Source organism: Veillonella sp. AF36-20BH (assembly GCF_003602765.1).
Taxonomy (GTDB): Bacteria; Bacillota; Negativicutes; order Veillonellales; family Veillonellaceae; genus Veillonella; species Veillonella hominis.
Window position 1 is genome coordinate 199,917 of record NZ_QTLR01000001.1, and the last position, 18,865, is coordinate 218,781.

General features: G+C 37.4%; 16 protein-coding genes. 14 read left to right on the forward strand and 2 right to left on the reverse strand.

Annotation, left to right across the window (positions count from 1 at the left end; all coding sequences use genetic code 11):
• Window positions 1-35 precede the first annotated feature (35 nt).
• The 12 genes from DW000_RS00985 to DW000_RS01040 all read left to right on the forward strand — a co-directional run bounded on the left by DW000_RS00985 (window position 36) and on the right by DW000_RS01040 (window position 12,358).
• Entirely contained in the window at window positions 36-1,427 is a 1,392-nt protein-coding gene (locus DW000_RS00985; RefSeq protein ID WP_120054724.1) for an aminopeptidase, read from the forward strand.
• A 50-nt stretch (window positions 1,428-1,477) separates the two neighbouring features.
• Window positions 1,478-1,855 carry a hypothetical protein gene (locus tag DW000_RS00990; RefSeq protein WP_120054725.1) on the forward strand — a complete coding sequence of 126 codons (378 nt, stop codon included), beginning with the start codon at window positions 1,478-1,480 and terminating at the stop codon, window positions 1,853-1,855.
• A gap of 131 nt (window positions 1,856-1,986) precedes the next feature.
• On the forward strand, window positions 1,987-2,964 hold the full coding sequence (locus DW000_RS00995; RefSeq protein WP_120054726.1) for an ABC transporter substrate-binding protein: 978 nt from the start codon (window positions 1,987-1,989) through the stop codon (window positions 2,962-2,964).
• A 24-nt stretch (window positions 2,965-2,988) separates the two neighbouring features.
• The gene (locus tag DW000_RS01000) at window positions 2,989-3,969 is read left to right on the forward strand and encodes an ABC transporter substrate-binding protein (RefSeq protein WP_120054727.1); all 981 of its coding nucleotides are present in this window, start codon (window positions 2,989-2,991) and stop codon (window positions 3,967-3,969) included.
• 11 nt (window positions 3,970-3,980) lie between these two features.
• Window positions 3,981-4,853 carry an ABC transporter permease gene (locus DW000_RS01005; RefSeq protein ID WP_004697183.1) on the forward strand — a complete coding sequence of 291 codons (873 nt, stop codon included), beginning with the start codon at window positions 3,981-3,983 and terminating at the stop codon, window positions 4,851-4,853.
• Window positions 4,854-4,863: 10 nt separating this feature from the next.
• Entirely contained in the window at window positions 4,864-5,661 is a 798-nt protein-coding gene (locus DW000_RS01010; RefSeq protein ID WP_120054728.1) for an ABC transporter ATP-binding protein, read from the forward strand.
• A 172-nt stretch (window positions 5,662-5,833) separates the two neighbouring features.
• Window positions 5,834-6,100 (forward strand): 30S ribosomal protein S15, encoded by a 267-nt coding sequence (gene rpsO, locus DW000_RS01015; protein WP_004692991.1) that lies wholly within the window; start codon window positions 5,834-5,836, stop codon window positions 6,098-6,100.
• Window positions 6,101-6,211: 111 nt separating this feature from the next.
• Window positions 6,212-8,281, forward strand: a complete 2,070-nt coding sequence (locus DW000_RS01020; protein WP_120054729.1) for a polyribonucleotide nucleotidyltransferase — start codon at window positions 6,212-6,214, stop codon at window positions 8,279-8,281.
• A 10-nt stretch (window positions 8,282-8,291) separates the two neighbouring features.
• Window positions 8,292-8,741, forward strand: a complete 450-nt coding sequence (gene dut, locus DW000_RS01025) for a dUTP diphosphatase (protein WP_120054730.1) — start codon at window positions 8,292-8,294, stop codon at window positions 8,739-8,741.
• A 146-nt stretch (window positions 8,742-8,887) separates the two neighbouring features.
• Window positions 8,888-10,513 carry a class I SAM-dependent methyltransferase gene (locus DW000_RS01030; protein WP_120054731.1) on the forward strand — a complete coding sequence of 542 codons (1,626 nt, stop codon included), beginning with the start codon at window positions 8,888-8,890 and terminating at the stop codon, window positions 10,511-10,513.
• Between the two features lie 8 nt (window positions 10,514-10,521).
• Window positions 10,522-11,055 (forward strand): NUDIX hydrolase, encoded by a 534-nt coding sequence (locus DW000_RS01035; protein WP_024061770.1) that lies wholly within the window; start codon window positions 10,522-10,524, stop codon window positions 11,053-11,055.
• Window positions 11,056-11,185: 130 nt separating this feature from the next.
• Window positions 11,186-12,358, forward strand: coding sequence for a phosphopentomutase (locus tag DW000_RS01040; protein WP_120054732.1), 1,173 nt, complete (start codon window positions 11,186-11,188; stop codon window positions 12,356-12,358).
• Between the two features lie 295 nt (window positions 12,359-12,653).
• Here the strand turns inward: DW000_RS01040 and DW000_RS01045 are convergent, their stop codons facing one another.
• Together DW000_RS01045 and rpsT are read right to left on the reverse strand one after the other, a co-directional pair.
• Window positions 12,654-14,858 carry an RNA ligase gene (locus DW000_RS01045; protein WP_008713789.1) on the reverse strand — a complete coding sequence of 735 codons (2,205 nt, stop codon included), beginning with the start codon at window positions 14,856-14,858 and terminating at the stop codon, window positions 12,654-12,656.
• A 145-nt stretch (window positions 14,859-15,003) separates the two neighbouring features.
• Window positions 15,004-15,264, reverse strand: a complete 261-nt coding sequence (gene rpsT / locus DW000_RS01050) for a 30S ribosomal protein S20 (RefSeq protein WP_004692998.1) — start codon at window positions 15,262-15,264, stop codon at window positions 15,004-15,006.
• Between the two features lie 267 nt (window positions 15,265-15,531).
• Between rpsT and polA the strand changes: the two genes are divergently transcribed.
• Window positions 15,532-18,153 (forward strand): DNA polymerase I, encoded by a 2,622-nt coding sequence (gene polA, locus DW000_RS01055; protein WP_120054733.1) that lies wholly within the window; start codon window positions 15,532-15,534, stop codon window positions 18,151-18,153.
• A 29-nt stretch (window positions 18,154-18,182) separates the two neighbouring features.
• Window positions 18,183-18,785 (forward strand): dephospho-CoA kinase, encoded by a 603-nt coding sequence (gene coaE / locus DW000_RS01060; protein WP_120054734.1) that lies wholly within the window; start codon window positions 18,183-18,185, stop codon window positions 18,783-18,785.
• The last annotated feature ends 80 nt before the right edge of the window (window positions 18,786-18,865 follow it).

Here is an 18,865-nt window from a genome sequence, read left to right on the forward strand (position 1 = left end):
ATGGTTAAACTGTGAACTTATAGAAAGGATAGATTATGGAACGTAAATATGCTTGGCATAATTATGATGATGCCACAATGGAAAAGGTATATGCCTTAAGTGATACATATCGTCAATTTTTAGATAATGGTAAAACAGAACGTGAATGCGTTGTACAAGCTGTTGAATTTGCAGAAGCTAAAGGATATGTAAACTTAAAAGATATTATTAAATCCAATACACCAATTAAAGCAGGTGACAAGATTTATTACACACATATGGATAAATCCATTGCTTTATTTAACATTGGTACCGATGATATTGAATTGGGTATGAATATTTTAGGTGCTCATATTGACTCTCCACGTATCGATATAAAGCAAAACCCACAATATGAAGATAGTAATTTAGTATTTTGGGATACCCATTATTATGGGGGCATTAAGAAATACCATTGGGTTGCCATGCCTCTCGCTATTTATGGCGTAGTAGTTAAAACAGATGGTACACGTATCAACATTAATATTGGCGATAAGGAAAATGATCCTGTATTCTGCATTACAGATTTGTTACCTCATTTGGGACAAGAACAAATGCAAAAGAATGCAGCGAAGGTAATTGAAGGGGAGGCCCTCGATTTACTTATCGGCAGTCGTCCTGTAAAAGATGAAGAAAAAGAAGGGGTTACGAAATTTATTAATAACCTCCTTGAAAAAGAATATGGCTTCGTAGAACGTGATTTGTTATCTGCAGAGCTTGAAATCGTACCAGCAGGAAAAGCTCGTGATATGGGCTTTGACCGCTCCATGGTTATGGCTTATGGTCAAGATGATCGCGTTTGTGCGTATACATCTTTAGTGGCTATGCTTGAGGTAGACAATGTAAAACGTACGACTTGTTGTTTGCTTGTAGATAAAGAGGAAATAGGTTCTGTAGGCGCTACTGGTATGCAATCTCGTTTCTTTGAAAATGCAGTAGCAGAAGTGCTTACCCTTATGGGAAAACCTAACTCTGTAAGTGTACGACGTACATTGGAAAATTCTCGTATGTTATCTTCCGACGTTAGTGCTGGCTATGATCCGCTATATGCATCTGCTTTCGAAAAGAAAAATGCATCTTACCTAGGTATGGGTGTTGTATTCAATAAATTTACTGGTTCTCGTGGTAAATCTGGTTCCAATGATGCGAATGCTGAGTATATGGGCTTTATCCGTCGTGTCATGGAATCTAACAATGTAACATACCAAACAGCAGAGCTCGGTAAGGTTGATTTAGGTGGTGGTGGCACCATTGCGTACATCATGGCTCTTTATGGTATGAATGTCATCGACTGTGGTGTAGCCGTTCTTAGCATGCATGCTCCATGGGAGGTTACATCTAAGGCGGATATTTACGAGGCTAAACAATGCTATGTGGCATTTTTAAATGCAGCTGATGAATCAATCTAAAATTATGGGGCTTTCACCATTGGTGAAAGTCCATTCTATGTGAGGTATATATGAATCAAACAGATTTAGGCGCAGCCATAGAGGCAGCGAAGGGAGAGGCAACAGAGGTTAAGACTGTAAAGGTCGATATTTTTGATATTCCTGAAACAAAGGCTGAAGAATATATTGCTAATCGTGAAGAAGTAGCAGAAGCTGCAGCACAGGTTATGAAACCATACTGTGTAACGGTAAAGCGTGAAACATTAGATCCTGATGAAGGGGAAGCTGTAGTTGGTTATTATGTAACGGGTGAAATTTTAATGTGTGTCATCCTCGATCCATTTGAAGTACCTGTTATGAAGGTAGCACTTGATAAGGGGACCCTTAAAGACTATATTTTAGCGGCCAATGAGCTAACAGAAGACATGTTAGCATCTCTTGAAAAATAAGAGGATTTCATATCTTAATGTGTTCTATAAATGGACAAATGTAAAATACTTTAATCTGCTACATTGATGTAGTAAAGAAATTTGTTTATAATAGATGTATTATAGTCATTGCAGATAGGAAGGAAATCCCCATGAATTTAAAAAAAGGTATTGCCCTAGCGCTCACGGCGGCAGCATTGATGGCATTCACAGGCTGTGGCTCCAATGGAACAACATCTAATGGTGAATACAAGGTTGGCGTAGTACAACTGGTAGAACATCCTGCACTTGATGCAGCAAACAAAGGTTTTGTTGATGCTTTAAAAGAAAAGGGCTTAGCTGATAAAATCACCTTTGACCAACAGAATGCACAAGCAGATCAATCTAATTTAAACAGCATTGCACAGCGTTTTGTATCTGATCGTAAAAACTTAATCTTAGCCATTGCAACACCAGCAGCTCAATCTATGGCGAATGCGACTCATGATATCCCAATCTTGGGGACTGCTATTACTGATTATGAAGCAGCTAAACTTGTTAAATCTAATGAACATCCAGGTGGTAACGTATCTGGTACATCCGATATGAACCCAGTAGAACAACAAGTTGATTTAATTTTAAAAGTATTACCAAATGCTAAGACAATTGGTACTATTTATAGCTCTAGTGAAGTAAACTCTCAAATTCAAGTGGAGAAGATGAAAGCTTATGCAGCTACAAAAGGCATTAAAGTTGAAGAAGTTACAGTTTCCAATGTAAACGATATTCAACAAGCGGCACAAAATCTAGTATCTCAACGTGTAGATGCAGTTTATGTACCAACAGATAATGTGGTAGCATCTGCGATGAGCAATCTTGTAGCTATTACCGATCCAGCAAAAATCCCTGTGTTTGGCGGTGAAGATAACCACGTAAAAGGTGGGGCAGTTATGTCCTTGTCTGTGGATTATTACAAACTTGGTTACCAAACCGGCTTAATGGCAGCTAAAATTCTAACTGGTGAAGCTAAAGTTGAAGATATGCCTATCGAAATGCAGAAAGAATTTAAATTAGTTGTGGGAAAAGATAAATTAGATAAATTGGGCATCACCTTACCAGAGGATTTGATGAACAAGGCGACTATGATTTAATACATATCTGGTAAGGAGTTATACATGAATTGGAAAAAAAGTATTGCAGTGGCACTTAGTGCCATTGCTGTTGTGGCAATGGTAGGCGGTTGTGGTTCCAATACTGCAACTAATGACCAAAAGAAAATTGGTGTTATTCAATTAGTAGAACATCCATCTCTTGATGCTGCTAATAAAGGTTTCGTAGATGGTTTAGCAGCTAAAGGATATAAGGATGGTCAAAACATTAAAATTGACCAACAAAATGCACAGGCCGATCAATCTAATCTAAATAGTATTGCACAACGTTTCGTGTCTGATAAAAAAGATTTAGTATTAGCTATTGCAACGCCTGCGGCTCAGACGATGGCAAATGCTTCTCATGACATGCCAATCATGGGTACAGCTATTACAGATTACGTGACAGCTAAACTCGTTCAATCTAACGAACACCCTGGTGGTAATGTATCTGGTACATCTGATATGACACCTGTTGAAAAAGAGGTTGATCTTATCATAGCATTAGTACCGAATGTAAAGCGCATTGGTGCCATTTATACATCCTCTGAAATCAACTCCCAATTGCAAGTTGAAAAAATGAAAGCCTATGCTGCTACAAAAGGTATTACTGTTGTAGAGGCAACTGTTTCCAATGTAAATGATATCCAACAAGCGGCTACAAATCTTGTGAACCAAGATGTACAAGCTATCTATACGCCAACAGATAATGTATTGGCATCTGCTATGGCTAACTTAGCACAAATTACAGATGCTGCTAAAATTCCAGTATTTGCTGCCGATGAAGGTATGACAATGACTGGTGGTGTAGCAACTTATTCTGTTGATTACTATCAATTGGGTTATCAAACAGGTTTAATGGCTGCTAAAGTTCTTGCAGGAGAAGCAAAAATTGCAGACTTAGCTATTGAGACACAAAAAGAGATTAAGTTAACTGTTAACGAAGAACGTGCTAAAAAATTAGGTATTACGATTCCTGAGGCTCTTCGTAAAGATATGAAACAATAGAGGAGAATTTGATGTTAGATTTAGTGGTAGGCACCATAACCACAGGCCTTTTATGGTCTTTGTTAGCGGTCGGTGTATTCATAACCTTCCGCGTATTAGATGTGGCTGATTTAACCGTGGAAGGTACGTTCCCAATGGGGGCAGCCATTTCTGCTATTTTAATTACAAGTGGTATGAATCCAATCCTTTCCATTTTACTTGCCGGTGTGGGTGGTATGATAGCCGGTGCTGTAACAGGTTGGATTCATACAAAATTAAAAATTCCTGCATTATTGGCTGGTATTTTGACAATGATTGCATTGTACTCTGTAAACCTTCACATCATGGGCAAAGCTAATGTATCTTTGCTTCGTATGGATACAATTTATACGATTCTTGGTGGATTTTTCCATACGCCGAATATGTGGTCTGCAGCCATCGTAGGTATTATAGTAGCTGTAGTTGTATGCTTGCTCTTATTTTGGTTCTTCGGTACCGAAATTGGTACAGCCTTACGTGCTACAGGTGTTAACCCTCAAATGATTCGCGCTCAAGGCGTAAATACTGATAATATGATCGTTCTTGGTCTTTTGATTTCCAATGGTTTTGTTGGTATGTCTGGGGCTCTTATTGGTCAATTCCAAGGCTTTGCTGATGTAGGCATGGGGATTGGTACCATTGTTATTGGTTTGGCTTCTGTAATCATCGGTGAAGTAGTGTTTGGTACGAAATCCTTCGTACGTAGTCTCATCGCCGTAGTACTTGGTTCTATTGTATATCGTATCGTTATTGCAGCCGTTCTCTACATGGGTATGCCACCAAATGATTTGAAATTATTCACTGCAATTCTTGTTGCCATCGCGCTTTCCTTACCTACATTGAAAGCAAAATGGTTGGCTCGTTAAGGAGGACACTATGTTAGAAGTAAAAAATATGGTAAAAACCTTCTTTAAGGGCACAATTAATGAAAAGACTGCATTACAAGGCATTAATCTTCATCTAGAAGAGGGTGATTTTTGTACTGTCATTGGTGGTAATGGTGCTGGTAAAAGTACTTTATTAAACTCCATTGCTGGTGTATTTCCAGTAGATGAAGGATCCATTACAATTAATGAGATTGATGTGACAAAAATGCCAGAATACAAACGTGCTAAATACATTGGTCGTGTATTCCAAGACCCGATGGTTGGTACTGCTGGTAATATGCAAATCGAGGAAAACTTGATTCTTGCTATGCGCCGTGGTAAACGTTTAGGTCTTAAATGGGCTTTCAAAGATAGTGAACAAGCATTTTTCAAGGAACGTCTTGCATTATTAGGCTTAGGCCTTGAAGATCGTTTATCTGCTCGTATGGGCTTACTATCTGGTGGTCAACGTCAATCTATTACATTGTTAATGGCTACCATGCTTCGTCCAGAACTCTTATTGCTAGATGAGCATACGGCGGCACTTGACCCTAAAACTGCAGAAAATGTATTGCAACTGACAGATAAACTCGTTGCAGAACATAATCTAACAACTCTTATGATTACCCATAATATGCGTGATGCATTGCGATTTGGCAATCGCCTCATCATGATGGATGCTGGTCGAATCATCTATGATGTAAAAGGGGAAGAAAAGAAACAATTAACTGTTGCGGACTTACTTCAAAAGTTCGAGGTAGCTGGTGAAAATGCACTGAGCGACCGCATGGTGCTAGGTGCTAAATAATAGAAGAAAGTTCTAATCTATCTTTTGTTCAATTACTGTATTTTTGCTTTACAAGATAGGGCAGATACTGTATACTAAATTAGGTCGTAAGACATATCGTAAGCGAAGTATTCGATTCTCCAACGGTTACTTAAGCTTATCGGGATTATAATTTTTTTAGGAGGTAACATTAATGTTAACTACAGAAGCTAAATTAGCAGTAATTAAAGAATACGCTACTCATGAAGGTGACACTGGTTCTCCAGAAGTACAAGTTGCGATTTTAACAAGTCGCATTCAATACTTAACTGAGCACTTGAAAGAGCACAAAAAAGACCATCATTCCCGTCGTGGTTTGTTGAAATTGGTTGGTCAACGCCGTAACATGCTTGACTACCTTCGTCGTAAAGATATCGAACGTTATCGTTCTCTTATCGAACGCCTTGGTCTTCGTAAATAATAAAATTAGCCGTCCTAAAGGACGGCTTTTTTAATTTGAATTGGCTATTTAGCTTTAATTGATATATAATTAGAAGGTATACATATAAGAAGATTTTTAGGAGGAATAGGAATGGAACAATTCCAAATGGACCTAGCTGGTCGTACTCTTACGATTGAGACTGGGGAACTTGCAAAACAAGCTGGCGGTGCCGTAATGGTTGGCTATGGCGATACTCGTGTACTCGTTACTGCTACAGGCTCTAAAGAGGCGAAGGATATCGACTTCTTCCCACTTACAGTAGACTATGAAGAAAAAATGTATGCTGTTGGTCGTTTACCAGGGGGCTTCATTAAACGTGAAGCACGTCCACCTGAGTCTGCAATTTTGAATAGCCGTTTGATTGACCGTCCTATTCGTCCATTATTTAATAAAGGTGTACGAAACGAAGTACACGTAGTAGCAACAGTTATGTCTGTGGACCAAGATTGTGATCCAGCCATTTGTGGTATGATTGGCGCTTCTGCGGCATTGTCTATTTCTGATATTCCTTGGAATGGTCCTATTGCAGGCGTTCGTATGGGACGTATCAATGGTGAATTTGTTGTAAATCCAACGAAATCACAATTAGAAGAAACAGATCTTAATATCGTTGTAGCTGGTACTAAAGATGCTATCCTCATGGTTGAAGGTGGCGCTGAAGAAGTACCGGAAGATATCATTCTTGAAGTTATCATGGCAGCTCACGAAGAAATCAAAAAGATCGTAGCATTCCAAGAAGATATGACTGCAAAAGTAGGTAAGGAAAAACGTGTATTTGAATGTAAAGATGTTCCTGCTGAAATTAGTGATGCAGTTCGTGCCTATGGTCATGATAAACTTGATGCTGCAGTTCGTTGTGCAGATAAACAACAACGTGATGCACAAGAAAATGAAGTAAGGGCAGATGTATTAGCTCACTTTGAAGAAATCTACCCAGATAACTTGGCTGATGTAAATAAAGCATTTGATGCAATGACAAAAGAAATCGTGCGTCATATGATTACTGTTGAAAAAATCCGTCCAGATGGCCGTCAACTTGATGAAGTTCGTCCAATCTCTTGCCGTACAGGCGTATTACCACGTACACATGGCTCTGGCTTGTTTACACGTGGTCAAACTCAAGTGTTGAATGTCACAACAGTAGCGCCTTTATCCGAAAAACAAACCATCGATGGTCTTGGTGTTGAAACTGAAAAACGTTATATCCATCATTATAATTTCCCGTCCTTCTCTGTAGGGGAAACTCGTTCTTCCCGTGGCCCTGGGCGTCGTGAAATTGGTCATGGTGCGTTGGCCGAACGCGCATTGGTACCTGTGATTCCGAGTGAAGAAGATTTCCCATATGCTTTGCGTTTAGTATCTGAAGTATTGGAATCTAATGGTTCTAGCTCCATGGCTTCCGTATGTGGTTCTACATTATCTTTGATGGATGCTGGTGTACCTATTAAAGCACCTGTAGCTGGTATCGCTATGGGTCTTGTAACTCAAGGGGAACACTATACAATTTTAACTGATATTCAAGGCATGGAAGATGCTCTTGGAGATATGGACTTTAAAGTTGCTGGTACAGCTAAAGGCGTAACAGCAATTCAAATGGATATCAAGATTTCCGGATTATCCCGTGAAATCCTTCAAGAAGCATTAGAGCAAGCTCATAAAGGCCGTATGCATATCATGGGCATCATGCTTGATACAATTGCTGAACCACGTCAACAAATGTCCCAATACGCTCCACGTATTATTACAATGAAAATTGATCCTGATAAGATTCGTGACGTAATCGGTTCTGGCGGTAAAGTAATTCGAAGTATCATCGAAGAAACAGGCGCTAAAATCGACATCGAAGATGATGGTACAGTATTTATTGCTTCTGTAGAACAAGAAGGGGCTGCAAAAGCTCAAGAAATTATCACAAACCTTACTAAAGAGGTTGAAGTAGGTGAAGTATACCTTGGTAAAGTAACTCGTTTAATGGCCTTTGGCGCATTCGTAGAAGTATTACCAGGTAAGGAAGGTCTTGTACATATTTCCAAACTTGCGAAAGAACGCGTTGAAAATGTAGAAGACGTAGTAAGTGTAGGGGATGAAATCATGGTAAAAGTTATCGAAATCGATAAACAGGGCCGTGTAAACTTGTCTCGTAAAGATTGTTTAAAATAAGAGGTGTTACATGGATATTCGTGGCTTTGAAGTAGTTTCTGCTTTTGAAGAACAAGATATCAACTTACCAACACGTAAAACAACTGAAAGCGCAGGCTATGATATTGAATGTGCTGAAGCTGTTACATTAGAACCAGGACAAGTAGTGCTCGTTCCGACAGGTATTAAAGCTTTCATGGCGTACGACGAATACCTTGCCATTCACATCCGATCTAGCATGGCTATTAAACGCCATTTAGCACTTGTGAATAGCACAGGTATCATTGATAGTGATTACTACAACAATGAGGACAACGAAGGTCATATTATAATCGCTCTCTATAATTTTGGCAAAGAACCAGTTACCCTTGAAAAAGGCGAACGCGTTGCTCAAGGTATATTCTCTAAATACCTTATTACAAATGATGATGATGCTACTGGTGTAAGAACTGGTGGCATTGGAAGCACTGGGACTATGTAAATAATATATGGTTTTGTATAAACTAGTAAAAACCGCTCAACTTTGTTGGGCGGTTTTTGTGTGTTTATTTCTCTCTTCAGCTGTAATTATTATCAATAATACTATATAATATTTATTATAGTTAGTAGAACAATTCGGGAGGCTTTATGAAACAGGAGTCAAAACAAAAAAAGAATGTAGGTACATCAGTTATGGGGAATGACATTGAGACTACACAAAATACCATGCACGTTTTGGATGAGAATAAGGTTCTTAAAAAAAGTTATGAAGATGTAGTATATATTTCTCAACCTTTTGGGGCGACCTCGTTAAATACATTAGCAGCGCGAGCTTTGTTATTTGGACTAAATCCTGTATCTTTAAAAAAGGCGCGTGTCCTTGAGCTTGGATGTTCTTTTGGGGGAAATATTATTTCTCAAGCTTTATACTATCCTGAAGCGTCTTTTACGGGTATTGATTTATCGTCTTCCCAGATTAAGATGGGAAATGAACTGATTGCGTCGATGGGACTAACCAATATACATTTGCTTGAGAAGGATATTCTAGATATTGATGATTCATTCGGCACCTTTGACTATATTATTGTACATGGTATTTGGTCCTGGGTTCCGGATGTGGTAAAAGATAAAATTCTATCTATCTGTAATAAGAATTTATCCGATAATGGTGTAGCTTATGTATCGTATAATACGTATCCTGGATGGAAACGATTAGAGCAGTATCGAGAAATCATGCAATATGCAGAGCAAAAAGAGTTAGAGCTACCGTTGATGGAGCGGACTTTATATACGAAGAATATATTGAAGCTCGTAGCGGATACAATGGGATTAGATAATCGGATAAGTCAAAAAGCGAGCTATAAAATTGATAACATCCAAAATGTGTTGAGTTCTAACGATTATTATGTGGCTCATGAATATTTAGAGCCTTTTAATGATCCTGTATATGTACATGAATTTATAAAACGTGCCAATGACCAAGGTTGTGCCTATATAGGGGATGTATTTCTTTCACGATCTTTCATAAGTTGGTTACCGGAGGATATTCACGATAATATAGCTCAATTGGCAAATGATGATTATATTGCAAAAGAGCAATATTATGATTACATTTATGATACGCAGTTTAGAATGTCCCTGTTAACGAAAAATAAACATAGTAAAAAGATTGTTCGTAATGAACGCGTTAGTATAGATGTATTATCAAAATTATATTATTGCAGCGTTGTTAATACTGGTATTCCTTCTAATATGACGGATAGTACCCATATTGCTATTAAAGAGGTTATGGATCGAGGGGATATATTTACTGTTCAGGATATAGTAGATCATATACATAGAAAGTTGCCTGGTTATACTATCGAAATGGACAGAGTTTATTCTCGTTTACTATATTTGATTATTGTAGATAATCTCGATATGTATGCCGAACCATATGAAAGAGTTGCTTTCGAAGATAATAAGGTGTATATACCTCAACGTTTTATAGATTTTATTTCTACTATAGTAGAAAAAGAAGGCAGCTCCTATATTGGTATAGGAGACATGTACAATAAAGTACAACAAGATATAGATAATGGATTTCTCTTTGTAATAAAGCAAATGGTGGAGCCTACAACAAGAGAAAAGATTCTTGCTATTATGGATGACAATATCACAGTTCAGCGTCATACGCGGGATAATATTGATTTTATTGTTCCTAATAAAGTGTATTTAGAGGAAATTTTACAACGTATAAGAATGCTCGGGTTTTTACATAAAATAAAAGATTAGAGGTATATATGGCAATTAGTAAGGAAATTCAGAAATCCAGTGAAATGAAATTTAACGGTAAGTTGATTCAAGTTACCTATGATATAGCCGATGTGAACGGAAAGGATGCATGGCGTGAGGTTGTGCATCATCCGGGTGCTACAGCGATTGTGGCAGTAACAGAGGATAATAAGATTGTTATGGAACGTCAATTTAGATATGCTTTGCAACAGACGCTACTGGAGGTACCAGCAGGAAAATTGGATCCAAATGAAGAACCGATTGTTTGTGCTAAACGGGAGCTTGCTGAGGAAACCGGCTATCGTGCAGCTCAATGGATTTCGTTAGGTACAATTGCTACGAGTCCTGGTTTCTGCAATGAAGTATTACATTTATATCTTGCGAAGGACCTTACCATGGGGGAAACCAATTGGGATCCTGATGAATATGTGGAGCTAGAATACTACACATTGCCAGAACTATTGGAAGCTATCAAGAATGAGGCTATTAAGGATAGCAAATCTTTGGCGGCCCTCATGCTTGCTATGCCATATCTTAAATAATTTTTAGAAATATTATCTCTCAATATAATATGTATTTTATTAATTCATATTGATGATTTTAACTGTAATATATTACAAAGTATTTTTACATTATATGAGTAACTAATCTCATATAGATTTAGGAGTACATATGTATAATCGAATTATTCTACTAGTAATGGACAGTGTCGGTGTAGGGCATGCAGCCGATGCGATTAAATTTGGCGATGAAGGTTCGAATACATTAGGACATATCGAAGCGGTAGCAGGACCTATTCGCTGTCCAAATTTAAAATCTCTAGGTCTAGCTAATATTGCTGATATATCAGCGTTTGATGAGCCTGTTATTGGCGCTTATGGTCGTATGGCTGAAACGAGTACTGGCAAAGATACGACAAGTGGTCATTGGGAGATGATGGGGCATCCTGTAACGGTGCCATTTCCGACATTTTATGATGGATTTCCGAAGGAACTGATGGATGTTTTCACAAAAGAAACGGGTTATGGATTTCTTGGTAATGAGGTAGCCTCTGGAACGGAAATTATTGAACGCCTCGGAGAAGAACATATAAGAACTGGTAAGCCAATCGTATATACATCGGCGGATTCGGTTTTTCAAATTGCTGCGCATGAGGATATCATTCCCTTAGTAGATTTGTATCGCATGTGTCAAATTACACGGGATAAAGTATGTGTCGGTGATTATTATGTGGGGCGTATTATAGCTCGACCTTTTGTTGGTACACCAGGTCATTTTGTACGCACCTCAAATCGTCATGATTACAGTCGTATGCCTGAAAAGAAAATGGTGCAACAAGAGTTACAAGACGCAAACATTCCAACAGTGGCAGTTGGCAAAATCGGTGATATTTATGCTCATGTTGGCTGGGATGCATCATATCCAACAAAGTCTAATGCGCATGGTATGAACGTAGTTCCTTATCTATTGGGACGTAGTTTTACACGGGGACTTATGATGGTCAATCTTGTTGAATTTGATAGTCTGTACGGTCATCGGCGCAATGTAGAAGGGTATAAGCGTGCTATTGAAGACTTTGATTACCAATTAGGCGGTTTGTTGGACTTGCTTAAAGATGATGATTTACTTCTCATCACTGCAGATCATGGGAATGATCCGACTTGGAAAGGTACAGATCATACGAGAGAAATGGTGCCTTTGCTAGCTTATAGTCCAAGTATGAGTCATTCCGTAGCTTTGGGTGATAGACATAGTTTTGCGGATATAGGCGAAACAGTATTACAAAACTTTGGATTGAAACAATGGGGGATTGGTTCTTCATTTCTTAATTCTTTGAAAGTGTAGCTTTGTATAGAAACTATTTCTTATATATAATTGAATATAATCTTATAATACTGTTATCAAAAAATTGTATGGATAATTTGTTATAATTAAATTCATTTATTTTGTTCTTTTTCATACCTACTAAATCATATACCAATGGAATGTGTACTTTGGGCCATTTTTCCTTAAAAAAATACAGAAAAAATAGCTATTAGTTGATTATATATAATCAACTAATAGCTGTTTTTAGTAGTAAGGGACTATTTGGTTATAGTCCCTTTTGCTTTTATCCTTAAAACAGGATGAGTTTATTTAACTATAACAAGCCTTGACTTTCCATCATATCTTTAATATCAAGTATGGTAGATTTACATACTACATCATAATCTAATGAACCAAGGAAGTTTGCAAATTTAGTGTCATCTTCATTTTTACAGTTTTCATATGGAATTTTACCAAATTTTTGATACGGTTCTAGAATGCGATTTCGTCTGTGTTTCCACATATTATAATAAGGCCCTTTGAATTTAGTCATAAAACCATTGCTATCGACTAATACAAAGCCTTCAGATTCATGGCATGAATTTAGTTCCTCATTTATAATGTCTTGGAGCTCATCCATGGTAGAAATTTGTTGAACTGTTTTAACAATGGAAATCAAGTCAGTGTCATATTTTTGTAAAATTGTATATAGTTCAGCTAATTTTTCTCTAGAGAATGGGACATCTATATGCTTACCATTTACGTCTAGAGTATTTTGAATCATATCAAGCACATAGAGATGGTCTTGGTCGTATTTAATGATATGAGTATCCTCTTGACTGATGACTTCAAATATCATGGAGCAGTTATTACGTGCTAATAAATCTTTGATTTTTGCTTGTAGATTTTCAGGTAATCTATGGAATAGTTTTTTAAATAAATCCACATGTATACCCTCTGTTGTAGATTTAGAGGCAAATACTAATTCTTCGTTGATAACGCCAAGAATAGCAAGGTAACCATTTTCTTTAGTTCTAATTTCAACTGGGAAAGAAAGAGTATTAGCTAGATTATCTAACTCTGTTTCTGGGCGTTCACCAAGATTAAAGAATTTATTATAACTACGTAATTTCACATCTCCTGTAATTCGATCCACAAATAATCCACGAGCGTGTACTGTACTTTCATTCCATAATCGCTTATGGAATACACGAGAGGTAAAGTTCAAGGAATATAGGTTAGGGAAACACTGTTTTACTTTTACTAATTTTGAATTGCCAATAATATTAATATCTTCATTTTGTGTGAAGATGATGTGTTGTGTCATATTTTGGAATTCATGGCGCATATAATCTTTATCATATACATCGTTTTTTATTCCATTTTTTGTGAAAGTATTTGCAGTGATATCGATGTATTTTAGTTCTCCACCAAATTCTACTTCTCCTTCCAAACAGAAGGAGTACTTTCCATCTGGAACACCACGATGACCGTGAATTTGAATGAAGTCCTGACACATGCCTTGTTCGTAATTAGTATCGTAAATATTAGCGATATTTGTTTCGTAAGCTCCAAAACCATTAATAAATGTTGAGGTGGCTATGAAGGTCATATTAGGCACATAGGAGAGGCCACCATGGGAAACTAAATATTTTTTGCCATGGAAGCTGAATGGATAACATTGACGAAGTGATTTATAAAAGAGTCGTAGTTCTCGTTGGAGTGATTCTACTTCTTTTTTCGTCATATCTTTTACGATAGGTGCTACCACATCTTTCATAAAGCGTTTGGAACGATCTAAATTTGTATGGAATGCAAAGTTTGCAATATGTCGCTCGTGATTACCTTCTAACATAATTGTATTAGGTAATGTGCTGAGACGCATCATTTCGTACATCATTTCTTTGTTTTCAATACCGCGTTCTAAATAGTCACCGCAGAAGATGTATAATGTCTTTTCATCCCATGGTGTAATAGCTTGTTGTAATGCGGTGTAGCAACCGTGAATATCACCGATAATACGTACTCGATTATATTTATTTGTTAGATTAGCCGTGAAGTAATTGTTAATTTCATCAATAGAGTTAATTCTTTTGCAAAAGTTTGGTAATGTGCTTGTTTTAATCGTTTTGTACATATAATGAATAACTTGCTCTGGCACACGTTTGTAATCGGTGCGTGCCGCATTACGGGCCAAGCAATCCTCTAAGGATGTATTAGGTTCATAGTAATATACAGTATATTTATATTTGTTAAGCAATTCTTTGTAAGCATTAATAGCTTTAGAGGTAGTGTGAGTAGCATCTAAGACAACAAAGTCGCCATTGCTCATTCGTTTTTCTAAACAATCTAGTAGGAGCTTCCATGTTGGACCATTATCCTCTTGTGAAATATACCAGCCGTTCTCACCAAGGGAAGGGCTACGTAAAAGCATACGGAAATGATCGGCTTCAAGGGTGTAAGCCTCAAGATTGTTGTCACGAATCCACTGAGACTTACCACTAGCAGGAGCACCACGCATTAATAATAGTGTTCTCATAGTAATAGTCCTCTAATCTGCCCATAGGGCGTAATAAAATATAACTGTATAACAAACGAAAAATTTTTTTATGACTAAATAGAAAAAAGGCATAAAAAAACAGTCTCAACGGATAACCGAGAGACTGTCTTGCTTGCTTTTAAAATTATAAAGCGTTTACTTTAGCTGCAAGGTTAGATTTTTTGCGAGCTGCAGTGTTTTTATGAAGTACACCTTTGGAGGCTGCTTTATCAATTACGCTAGTAGCATGAACAAGTGCTTGTTTTGCTTCTTCTACTGCGCCTGCTTGAACAGCTTCAACGGTTTTACGAGCTGCTGTACGAATTTGAGATTTTACAGCGGCATTTTTCGCACGACGTTCAGCATCCGTTTTTACGCTTCTAATACTGGATTTAATGTTTGGCAATTGAGTCACCTCCTTAAAAATCGTTTCTTATACCTGAATGATTATATCATACCAAATATTGATACGCAAGGACTTTTCAGCCCAATATTTTCCTTAATGACATGATTTGTAAAACATTTTCTACTGTTTATTAACAAAAGTATATATGTGGTTTTTAAAATCAAATTACTTACTCATTTTCTAGTGTAACAATATATTAATTTTTATTTATGAAAGTTAAAAGGGTCCTTATGTTATAATGAAGAATAGAATTAAGTGAGGTGTCTTATGAAAAAATTAATGATTATAGATGGCAGCAGTTTGTTATTTCGTGCATTTTTTGCATTACCACCGTTGAAATCCGCTCTGGGAACGCCAACGAATGCAGTATATGGTTTCTTAACAATGCTCATTAAATTGTATGAAGAGATTAATCCTGACTATATTGCCGTAGCTTTTGATAAAGGGCGTCAAACATTCCGAACAGAAATGTATAGCGAGTATAAAGGAAATCGTCCAGATGCACCTGAGGATTTACGTCCGCAGTTTAGTTTAATTCAAGATGTATTAAAAGCATTAGGCATTTGTGTCATCGAAGAAGAAGGTTTTGAAGGGGATGATATTCTCGGATCTTTAAGCAAGAAGTTTGGAGCCCCTGATATGGCTGTTCAAATTATTACAGGAGACCGCGATAATTTACAGCTTGTAACAGAACATAGCCATGTGTTCTTAACTAAAAAAGGTATTTCTGATATGTTAGAGGTTACTCTAGATAATATGGAAGAACTTTATGGCTATGGTCCTGATAAGGTTATCGAAATGAAGGCTCTTATGGGTGACTCTTCCGATAATATTCCAGGTGTACCAGGCGTAGGTGAGAAAACAGCGCTTAAATTAATTACCGAATACGGCAATCTTGAATCTGTATATGATCATATTGAAGATATTTCTGGTAAGAAATTAAAAGAGCGCCTTGTAGAGAATAAAGAGTTAGCCTTCTTGTCTCGTGAGTTGGCTACAATAAAAACAGACATGGAGTTATCTTATAAAGTAGAAGATTTTGTACAAAACTTTCATGCCTCTGAAGTACAACCGTTATTTGAAACTTTAGGTTTTACTAAATTAACACCTCGCATTGCACAAGTAATGGGGTGTGAGGAAGTAGCTCTTGGTGATCCAGGTTCTTTATTTTCACCACAAGAAGAGATTTCTTTAAATGATTTAGCGGATGCTAAATCATTAACCGCTGATTTTTATAAAGATAAAACGGTAGCAGTACATGTTATATTAGATGGTAAAACTCCATTTAGAACGGTAACGAATGCTTATCTATCTAATGGAGATACTATTGTAAAAACAGATGATACTAAAGCTGTTTTAGCTGTATTACAAGGTGCCAAAGCCATCGTTACAACTCAGACCAAGGAGATTATTGAAGCCTTTGGTGCAGATGTGCCAGCTGAAATTTCCTTATTTAATGCTGATAAAACTGCTCGTGTTCACGATATGTCGCTCATTGCGTATTTATTAGATCCTACGCGTACTAATTATGGTTATTTATACCTAACTGAGCGCTTTTCTGTACCTAGCATTGCTAACGGTAGTGTAGACGTAGAATGCGTGTCCATGGTGAAAGCATTACTCGCTATGAATGAAGTTGCTTGTGAGTCTGCGCGCCGTGAAGAGTTATGGTCTTTATATGAGACAATTGAGTTACCTTTGATTCATACCTTAGTTGTGATGGAGAAAAATGGTATCTATATCGATACAGAGAAGTTGGCGGAAACAACGACTCGCTTTAAAGAGGAGCTAACTCAAGTACAAGAAGAGATTTATGAACTAGCAGGAGAAACGTTTAATATTAATTCACCTAAACAATTGGGTGTAATCTTGTTTGAAAAGTTGAACTTGCCAATCATCAAGAAAACTAAGACTGGCTATTCTACAGATGCGGAAGTATTGGATATGCTTCGTCACGAAAGTCCGATTGTTGAAAAAATCTTGGCATACCGTTCTGTTGCTAAATTGGTATCTACCTATTGCGAAGGTTTGGCAGTTCTTATTAATGATAAGACACATCGTATTCATACAACTTTCAATCAAATGGTTACGGCTACAGGTCGTTTGAGCTCATCTGATCCGAACTTGCAAAATATTCCGGTTCGTACCGAAAAAGGCCGTGAAATTCGCGCTTTATTCTATCCAGGTGCTGGATATGATACATTGGTGAGTGCCGATTACTCTCAAATTGAGTTGCGTATCTTAGCTCATTTGTCTGGCGATGAAGCGTTGATTAAAGCTTTTGTGGAAGGTAAGGATATTCACCGCTTTACTGCGGCAGAGGTGCTTGGTAAATCTCAAGATGAGGTAACTAGCGAAGAACGTTCCCATGCGAAGGCTATTAACTTCGGTATTATCTACGGTATTTCTGACTTTGGTTTATCTCGTGACCTTGGTATTACACGGGGTGAAGCTAAAAACTATATTGATCTTTATTTTAGCCGTTATCCTAAGGTTAAAGAGTATATGGATCGAATGGTTCAAGAGGCTCATGAAACTGGCAAAGTTCGCACTATGTTTGGTCGTCAACGTGAGTTACCTGATATCAATAGTCGTAACTTTAACCGTCGTTCCTTTGCTGAGCGGACCGCAATGAATACGCCAATTCAAGGTACCGCCGCAGACATCATTAAGTTAGCTATGAATCAAGTGGAGCAAAAGTTAGAAGAACAAAACTTTACGTCTCGACTCTTATTACAAGTGCATGACGAACTAGTACTTGAAGTGGTGAACTCTGAATTAGAAGCTATAGAAGAGTTACTACGTAGTACAATGCAGTCTGTTGTAGAGTTACAAGTGCCTCTTATTGTAGACGTACACCATGCAGAAAACTGGGCATTAGTAAAGTAATATGTATTTATAATTAATAGAAGGTATATATGTTTAAAATTGGCTTAACTGGTGGCATCGCGTCGGGCAAAAGTACAGTTCTTACATATTTTAAGGATAAAGGTATACCATATATCGATGCTGATATTGTGGCTCGTGAAGTTGTTGAACCTGGTACAAAGGGTTTAGAAGCAGTTGTAGATGCATTTGGAACCGATGTATTGCGCGATGATGGGACATTAAACCGAGAAGCATTAGGAGCTATTGTCTTTCACAATGCAAAAAAGCGCCAACAATTGAATGGTTGTTTAAAGGATCATATTCAAAATCGAATTATGGAACTTACAGCTCATTATGAGGAGCTACATACACCAGTTTTACTATATGATATCCCTTTACTCATCGAGGGAGAATGGTATACCATGATGGACGAGGTGTGGCTCGTATATGTGAATGAGTCGACTCAAATTGAGCGCTTAATGAGCCGCAATGGATTGACTGAGGAGGAGGCATTGGCTCGTATTAATAGTCAAATGTGTCTTGAGGATAAACGGTCTTACGCGGATGTAATTATTGACAATAATGGTACACCTTTAAATTTAAGGGAACAATTAGATAACATTTGGGATGGGCGCATCGAATCAGTTTTATAAGAACCTCAATGATAGTCATTTTATGTGTCAAAATTGGTATATAAAAATTACTATTAAATGGTATAATAAGCCCATAAAAC